The organism is Streptomyces sp. NPDC060205 (assembly GCF_042728395.1).
Taxonomy (GTDB): domain Bacteria; phylum Actinomycetota; class Actinomycetes; order Streptomycetales; family Streptomycetaceae; genus Streptomyces.
Map to the genome: position 1 here is coordinate 1 of NZ_JBHWZP010000406.1, position 7,602 is coordinate 7,602.

Annotated in this window: 8 protein-coding genes; 1 reads left to right on the forward strand and 7 read right to left on the reverse strand. The window is 72.0% G+C overall.

Annotated features, from left to right (window positions below):
- Positions 1–99: 99 nt before the first annotated feature.
- From pcaD to ACFWGJ_RS39315, 7 genes are all read right to left on the reverse strand, one after another.
- Positions 100–1,251: a 3-oxoadipate enol-lactonase gene (gene pcaD / locus ACFWGJ_RS39285; RefSeq protein WP_387333756.1), complete on the reverse strand. Its 1,152-nt coding sequence runs from the start codon at positions 1,249–1,251 to the stop codon at positions 100–102.
- Complete coding sequence (gene pcaB, locus ACFWGJ_RS39290; RefSeq protein WP_387333763.1) at positions 1,248–2,558, reverse strand: 3-carboxy-cis,cis-muconate cycloisomerase; 1,311 nt, start codon at positions 2,556–2,558, stop codon at positions 1,248–1,250. The genes pcaD and pcaB overlap by 4 nt, the downstream gene beginning before the upstream one ends.
- A gap of 71 nt (positions 2,559–2,629) precedes the next feature.
- Positions 2,630–3,211, reverse strand: coding sequence for a protocatechuate 3,4-dioxygenase subunit alpha (pcaG, locus tag ACFWGJ_RS39295; protein ID WP_387333757.1), 582 nt, complete (start codon positions 3,209–3,211; stop codon positions 2,630–2,632).
- Positions 3,212–3,213: 2 nt separating this feature from the next.
- The gene (gene pcaH / locus ACFWGJ_RS39300; protein ID WP_387333758.1) at positions 3,214–3,984 is read right to left on the reverse strand and encodes a protocatechuate 3,4-dioxygenase subunit beta; all 771 of its coding nucleotides are present in this window, start codon (positions 3,982–3,984) and stop codon (positions 3,214–3,216) included.
- 13 nt (positions 3,985–3,997) lie between these two features.
- Complete coding sequence (locus ACFWGJ_RS39305; protein ID WP_387333759.1) at positions 3,998–5,200, reverse strand: thiolase family protein; 1,203 nt, start codon at positions 5,198–5,200, stop codon at positions 3,998–4,000.
- Entirely contained in the window at positions 5,197–5,868 is a 672-nt protein-coding gene (locus tag ACFWGJ_RS39310) for a CoA transferase subunit B (protein WP_387333760.1), read from the reverse strand. Before ACFWGJ_RS39310 ends, ACFWGJ_RS39305 begins: the two co-directional genes overlap by 4 nt.
- Complete coding sequence (locus ACFWGJ_RS39315) at positions 5,868–6,686, reverse strand: CoA transferase subunit A (RefSeq protein ID WP_387333761.1); 819 nt, start codon at positions 6,684–6,686, stop codon at positions 5,868–5,870. Before ACFWGJ_RS39315 ends, ACFWGJ_RS39310 begins: the two co-directional genes overlap by 1 nt.
- 223 nt (positions 6,687–6,909) lie before the next feature.
- Here ACFWGJ_RS39315 and ACFWGJ_RS39320 point away from each other — a divergent pair, with 223 nt between their 5' ends.
- On the forward strand, positions 6,910–7,395 hold the full coding sequence (locus ACFWGJ_RS39320; protein ID WP_387333762.1) for a MarR family winged helix-turn-helix transcriptional regulator: 486 nt from the start codon (positions 6,910–6,912) through the stop codon (positions 7,393–7,395).
- Positions 7,396–7,602: the final 207 nt, after the last annotated feature.

The window sequence follows — 7,602 nt, forward strand, 5'->3', positions numbered from 1 at the left end:
CCTGACGGGGCCGCTTTTTGGGGCGCGGGGAACTGCGCGCTCAGCCACGATGTGCCTGCAGGCGGCTTACGGGCTGTCGGGGCAGGCCCCTTACCGCGCTCACCCCTCCTCGGAGAGGACCCCCTGGGCCACCGCGAACGCCGAGTTCGCCGCAGGCACCCCGCAGTACACCGCCGTCTGCAACAGCACCGCCCCGATCTCCTCCGGAGTGAGCCCGTTGCGGCGGGCCGCCCGCACATGCATCGCCAGCTCGTCATAGTGCCCGTGCGCGACGAGCGCGGTCATGGTGATCATGCTGCGCTCGCGCCGCGACAGCGTCTCGTCCGTCCACACCTCCCCCCACGCGTACCGCGAGATGAAGTCCTGGAACCGCGCCGTGAACGCCGACTGCCGCGCCTGCGCCCGGTCCACGTGCTCGTCACCGAGCACCTGCCGCCGTACCGCCATCCCCCGCCCCGCGTCACCCCCGAAGTGCGCGCGCAACGCGGTGAGCACGGCCTCCGGCCGCTCCGCGGGCGCGAGATGGGACGCACCCGGGATCTCGACGAGCCCGGCCCCGCGCACCGCGTCCGCGATCTCCCGCAGATGCGCGGGCGGCGTCGCGGGATCCTCGCGCCCGGCGACGAGCAGCGTGGGCGCGCCGATCCGGGACAGCCCCTCACGGATGTCGAACGCGGCCAGCGCGTCGCAGCACGCCGCGTACCCGTCCGGGTCGGCCGTCCGATGGTCCTCGACCAGGTCGGGGACGGTGAACCCGGGCGTGAACCACCGCGCGTCCGCGCTCTCGGCCAGCCCGGCCAGCCCTTCGGCCCGTACGAGCGCGGCCCGCTCCTCCCACGGCTTCGAGCCGTTGAAGTGAGCCGAGGAACAGATCACGGCGAGCTTGTCCACCCGCTCCGGGTGGTACGCGGCGAGGTGCAGTCCCACCGCACCACCGAGCGAGACCCCGGCGTACGAGAACCGGTCGATGCCCAGTGAGTCCGCGAGCGTCAGCACCAGCGCGGCGAGGTCGCCGACGGTCGCCCCGGGACCGATCAGCGAAGCGGCCGAGCCGCCGTGCCCCGGCAGATCCCAGCGCACCACCCGGTGGGCGACGGAGAGTTCGGGCGCGACCTTGTCCCACAGGGCCAATGACGTGCCGAGGGAGGGGCCGAGGAGCAGCGGGGGAGCGGAGCCGGCCCCTTCGACGCGATGGTGCAGCAACCTGCCCCCCGGCGACGGCGAGGCGGCTTGGTCGGTCCGACTGGTCAACGTCGCTCCAGGGCACGATCGGTGAGGGCTCCCGCGGAACCCGTGTACTGGGTGGGGTCGGTCAGGGCCACCAGGTCGAGGTCCTTCAACTCCGCTTCCTCGGAGAGGAGTTCCACGAGCGGCCGGCCCTCCGCGGTGGCCCGCCGCGCCACCCGTGTGAGCACTTCCCTGGCGCGGCCCCGCCCGAGCACCGGCGCGAGTTCGGCCGACAGCCGCTCGGAGACGATCAGACCATGCGTGAGATCCACGTGGGCCCGCATCGCGTCCGCGTGGACCTGAAGTCCCTCGGCCAGCTCCGCCGCGTCCCGCGCCGCCCCGCCCACCAGGCGGAGCAGATCACGCAGCGGCTCCCACTCGGCGTGCCAGGCCCCGGCGGGCCGCTCGTCCTCGGCCGCCATGGACCCGTACAGCGTCGCCGCGAGCTGCGGCGCCCGGCGGCCCGCCGCCGCGATCAGTGTCGCGCACACCGGATTCGCCTTGTGCGGCATGGCGGAGGACCCGCCGCCCGTGCCCTCGCTCAGCTCACGGATCTCCGTGCGGGAGAGGGTCAGGACGTCCGCGGCCGTCTTGCCGAGGGCACCCGCGGTGAAGGCGAGGGCACCGGCGAGGTCGGCGACGGGTGTCCGGAGGGTGTGCCACGGCAACACCGGCGCGAACAGGCCCAGTTCGCGGGCGTACGCCGTCACGAGCGCCCCCGTGTCCGAGGCGCCGTACACGGCGAAGGCCGCCAGCGTGCCCGCCGCGCCGCCGAGTTGCACGGGCAGCCCGTCCCGTACGAGCCGGACGCGGTCCCGGGCGTCCAGCACCAGCGACCGCCATCCCGCCGCTTTCAGCCCGAAGGTGGTGGGGACGGCGTGCTGGGTGAGTGTGCGCCCCGGCATGACGGTGTCCCGGTGGTCGCGCGCGAGCCGGGCCAGCGCGCGCTCCGTACGGGCGAGGTCGCCGAGGACAAAATCCAGCGTCCGTACCGCGACCAGCATCGCGGCCGTGTCCATGATGTCCTGGCTGGTAGCGCCCCGGTGCACGTAGGGGGAGTACTCGGCGCCGACCGCCGCGCCCAGGTCGGCGACGAGCGGGATCACCGGATTGCCGCCGGCCCGCGCGCGCAGCGCGAGCGCCTGGACGTCGAAACGCGCCGCGACGGCGGCTGCGGTGACGGCGTCGGCCGCTGCGGCCGGGGCGAACCCGAGCGAGGCCTGAGCCCGCGTGAGGGCGGCCTCCGCGTCGAGCAGCGCCTGAAGGAACGCGGCGTCACCCGTCGCGACCTCGGCGGCGGACCCGATCCGCCCGGGCGCGAGAAGCCCCACGTCGAGGCAGGCGGATTCGGCAGGCCCGACGGGCCGCCCGCGCTCACCGGGTTCTTCGGGTTCGACCGCTGTCACTGAAACTCCAGGAAGACCGTTTCGCCTTCGCCCTGAAGGCGGATGTCGAAACGGTACGTCCCCAGCGCCCCCTTCGTCCCGTTCGCCCCCTCGGTCGCGATCAGCGTGGCGCGCCGCTCGGCCGGCAGCGAGTCGAGCAGCGGGTCAGGTCCGTCGGCGAGGTAGGCGCGCGTGAAGAGGTGGTGCGTCAGCCCGCGCGCGAACACGCACACGCTGATGTACGGCAGTCCGGTGTTGCCCGGTGGCAGCGTGTGGAGCGCGTAGTGGCCGTCGGCGTCCGTGGGCACCCGCCCGTACCCCGTGAAGTCGACGCCGTTGCGGCCGAGGAAGCCGCCGGTCGACGGATCGCGGCGCATGGATCCCGGGGCGCCGGTCAGTGAGCCGTCGGGCGCGGCCTGCCAGAAGTCGAGCAGCGCGTCGGGGACCGGCCGGCCCGCGCCGTCGTACACGTACCCGTGCAGGCTGATCGCGTCCGGGTGGCCCTGAGGGGCGATCCGGGCGCCGTCGGGGAAGGGGAGGGCGTGCCCGTAGAACGGGCCGACGGTGTGGGACGGGGTGGGGAGCAGTCGCTCGGCCATGCTCAACGGCCTTCCTCGATCCAGGTGGCGGACGGACCGTCGAGGACGATGTCCCAGGCGTAGCCCATCGAGAACTCGGGCTTCGACAGGTCGTGGTCGTAGGTGGCCACCAGCCGCTCGCGGGCCGCCGCGTCCGTCACCGACTGGAGTATCGGGTCGTACCGGAACAGCGGATCGCTCGGGAAGTACATCTGCGTCACGAGCCGCTGGGTGAACGCCGTCCCGAAGACGGAGAAATGGATGTGCGCGGGCCGCCACGCGTTGGTGTGGTTGCCCCACGGGTAGGGACCCGGCTTGATCGTCGTGAACGAGTACCGTCCCTGATCGTCCGTCAGGGTCCGTCCCACACCGGTGAAGTTGGGGTCGAGCGGCGCCGGGTGCTGCTCGCGCAGATGGGCGTACCGGCCGGCGGCGTTGGCCTGCCATATCTCGACGAGCTGACCGCGCACGGGGCGGCCGTCGCGGTCGAGCAGCCGCCCGGAGACGGTCATCCGCTCCCCGATCGGCTCACCCCGGTGATGGATCGTCAAGTCACTGTCGTGCTCGGTGATGTCGGTGACCCCGAACACCGGCCCCGACAGCTCGACCGTCTCCGGATCCCCGCCGCTCACGGCGACCAGCGGCTGCTTCGGATGCCGCAACAGCGAGCTGCGGTACGGGGCGTAGTCGCGCCGCGGATGGTGCAGGACCGGGGCGCCCCCGGCGACCGCCTTGTCGTACGCGTCCTGCTGGTCCTTGATCTCTATGTCGATGTCCGACTGGGTGAGAGCCATGAGAGGTGGGTTCCTAACGCTCCAGGACGAGGGCGAGGCCCTGGCCGACGCCGATGCAGAGGGTGGCGACGCCGACTCCCGAGCCCTTGCGGGCCAGTTGGTGGGCGACGGTCCCGGCGAGCCGGGCACCGGAGGCGCCGAGGGGGTGGCCCAGGGCGATGGCCCCGCCCTGCGGGTTGAGGACGGCCGGGTCGAACTCGGGCCACTCGGCGACACAGCCGAGGACCTGCGCGGCGAAGGCCTCGTTGAGTTCGAGCGTTGACAGGTCGTCAAATGTCCTGCCCGCCTTGGCGAGCGCGCGGTTCACGGCCTCCACCGGCGCGAGGCCGAAGTAGTCGGGGTCGAGCGCGGAGACACCGGACGCGGACACCCGGGCGAGGGGTTCGCGGCCGGTGGCGGCGAGGCCTTCCTCGTCGACGAGCAGCAGGGCCGCCGCACCGTCGTTGAGCGGCGAGGCGTTGCCCGCGGTGACCGTACCGCCGTCCGTGCGGAACGACGGCTTGAGCCGGGCCATCGCCGCGAGGGAGGCGTCGGCGCGTACGCATTCGTCGGCGGCGAAGGACAGCGGATCGCCCTTGCGCTGCGGAAGGGACACCGGCGCGATCTCGCCGTCGAACAGACCCGCGGCCTGAGCCGCTGCCGCCTTGGTGTGGCTGGCGAGCGCGAACTCGTCCTGCTGCTCGCGGCTGATCTTGTGCTTGTCGGCGATGAGTTCGGCGGACTCGCCGAGCGGGATGGTCCACTGCGGGTCCATCCGGGGGTTGACCATGCGCCAGCCTAGCGTCGTGGAGTACAGCTCGGTGTGCCCGGCGGGGAAGGGCCTCTCGCTCTTCGGCAGGACATAGGGCGCGCGGGTCATCGACTCGACACCGCCGGCGAGGGCGATCGAGGCGTCGCCGAGCGCGATGGCGCGGGCGGCCTGGATGACGGCCTCAAGCCCTGAGGCGCACAGCCGGTTGACGCTCACGCCCGGCACGGAGGTGGGCAGACCGGCGAGCAGGCCGGCCATGCGGGCGACGTTGCGGTTCTCCTCGCCGGCGCCGTTCGCGTTGCCGAAGTACACGTCGTCGATCCGGGCCGGGTCCAGGTCCGGCGTACGGGCGAGGAGTTCACGCAGTGCATGGGCGGCCAGGTCGTCCGGGCGGACGGCGGCGAGGCTTCCGTTGTACTTGCCGAACGGGGTACGGACGGCGTCGACGATGTAGACGTCCTTCACGGCTGCTTCTCCTCGGTGAGCTCCTCGACGAGCTCTTCGGCGATACGAACCTTGGCGGCAGTCTTCGCCACGACCTCGTCGACCGTGACACCGGGCGCCGTCTCGACGAGTACCAGGCCCTCGTCCGTGACGTCCAGGACACCCAGGTCGGTGATCACGCGGTCGACACAGGCTTTGCCGGTCAGCGGCAGCGTGCACGCGTCGAGGACCTTCGGGGAGCCGTCCTTGGCGGTGTGGGTCATCACCACGATCACCGTACGGGCGCCGTGCACCAGGTCCATGGCCCCGCCGATCCCGGTGATCATCTTGCCGGGCACCGCCCAGTTCGCCAGGTCGCCGCCCGCCGAGACCTGCATCGCGCCGAGGACCGCGACATCGATGTGCCCGCCGCGGATCATCCCGAACGACAGCGACGAGTCGAAGTAGGAGGCGCCGGGCAGGACGGTGACGGTCTCCTTGCCCGCGTTGATCAGGTCCGGGTCGACCTGCTCCTCGGTCGGGTACGGGCCGGTGCCCAGGATGCCGTTCTCCGACTCCAGGACCACCTCCACGTCCGGCGGGAGATAGTTGGGGATCAGCGTCGGCAGCCCGATGCCGAGATTCACGTACTGGCCGTCCCGCAGTTCGCGGGCGGCCCGCGCGGCCATCTGTTCACGCGTCCAGGCCATCAGCCGCTCACCGTCCCTCGTGCCGAAGCCGTCTCCCGTGCCGAAGACGTCTCTCGTGCCGCAGGCGCGGAGACCGTGCGCTGCTCGATCTTCTTGTCCGCCGCCTGCGCCGGGGTGAGCGCGACGACCCGCTGCACGAAGATGCCCGGCAGATGCACCGCGTCCGGATCGATCTCGCCGGGCTCCACCAGCTCCTCAACCTCGGCGATCGTCACCCGGCCGGCCATCGCGGCCAGGGGGTTGAAGTTGCGGGAGGACTTGTTGAAGACGAGGTTCCCGTGCCGGTCGCCCTTCGCGGCCCGTACCAGCGCGAAGTCGGTGCGGATGCCGCGCTCCAGCACGTACGGGGTGCCGTCGAAGTCCCGCACTTCCTTCGGCGGGGAGGCCAGTGCGACGCCGCCCTCGCCGTCGTAGCGCCAGGGCAGTCCGCCGTCGGCGACCTGCGTGCCCACACCGGCCGGTGTGTAGAACGCGGGGATCCCGGCGCCGCCGGCCCGCAGCCGCTCGGCCAGGGTGCCCTGCGGGATCATCTCGACCTCCAGCTCCCCGCCCAGGTACTGCCGCGCGAACTCCTTGTTCGCCCCGATGTACGAGCCGGTGACGCGGGCGATGCGGCCCGCCGCCAGGAGGACCGCCAGGCCGGACTCCATCGCCCCGCAGTTGTTGGACACCACGCCCAGGCCGGTGACACCGCGCTCGTACAGCGCCTGGATCGTCACGTTCGGCACACCGCTGAGGCCGAAACCGCCGACGGCGAGTGTCGCGCCGTCGGGTACGTCGGCCACAGCCCCGGCGGCTGTGGAGACTACCTTGTCCATCTGCGAAGCCCCATCTCTCCCGAGCGTCCCGCAGCCCTGATTAGTCAGGGCACTGAGTATTTCTACGAGGTTTCGAACACGCTGCCATCGCGGCCGTCAACCGTCAAGACCCCCCATGGGACGCAAGCCAAGAGTCCGCCCGGGGAGAAGAGACAGCGGACTGATGGCCCGCTATTGTTCAGTGCACCAACGAATGCCGACTCTCGTGCCCCAAGGAGCGCTCATGGCCGCGGTGGATCTGTCCACCCACCCCGGGCACCTGGCCCGGCGGCTGCAGCAGGCGCACTACCTGCTGTGGAACACGATGGTCTCCGAGGAGATCACCTCGCCCCAGTTCGCGGTCCTGAACGCGCTCGTCGCCGAGCCGGGTCTCGACCAGCGCACGGTGGGGGAGCGGGTGGGGCTCGACCGGTCCACCATCGCCGAGGTCATCAGCCGGCTCGGGCGGCGCGGTCTGCTGGACAAGGTCCGTGATCCGCAGGACGGGCGGCGGTCGCTGCTGCGTCTCACGGACGACGGGGTGCGGGTGCATCGCAAGCTGACGGTGCGGACGGCTCGGATGAACCAGGTGTTCCTCGCGCCCCTCTCCGGAGAGGAACAGACGCTGTTCTTCGACCTGATCCAGCGGGTGTCCGACGCGGCGGAGGGTTTGCGCAATCCGGTTGCCCCGGGTGCGGCGGGGGAAGCGGTTGTCAGCAGGGCGCCCTGACATCGCGCGAGCCGCCCACCGTGGCTGGCCCAAAAGACCGCGCAGTTCCCCGCGCCCCTGAAAAGCCGGCCGCTGTCACCTGCGGGTCCGGTGGGGGCTGGTCGCGCAGTTCCCCGCGCCCCTGAAAAACCGGCCGTTGTCGTCCGCGGGTTCGGTGGGGGCTGATCGCGCAGTTCCCCGCGCCCCTGACGGGGCGCCCTTCAGGGG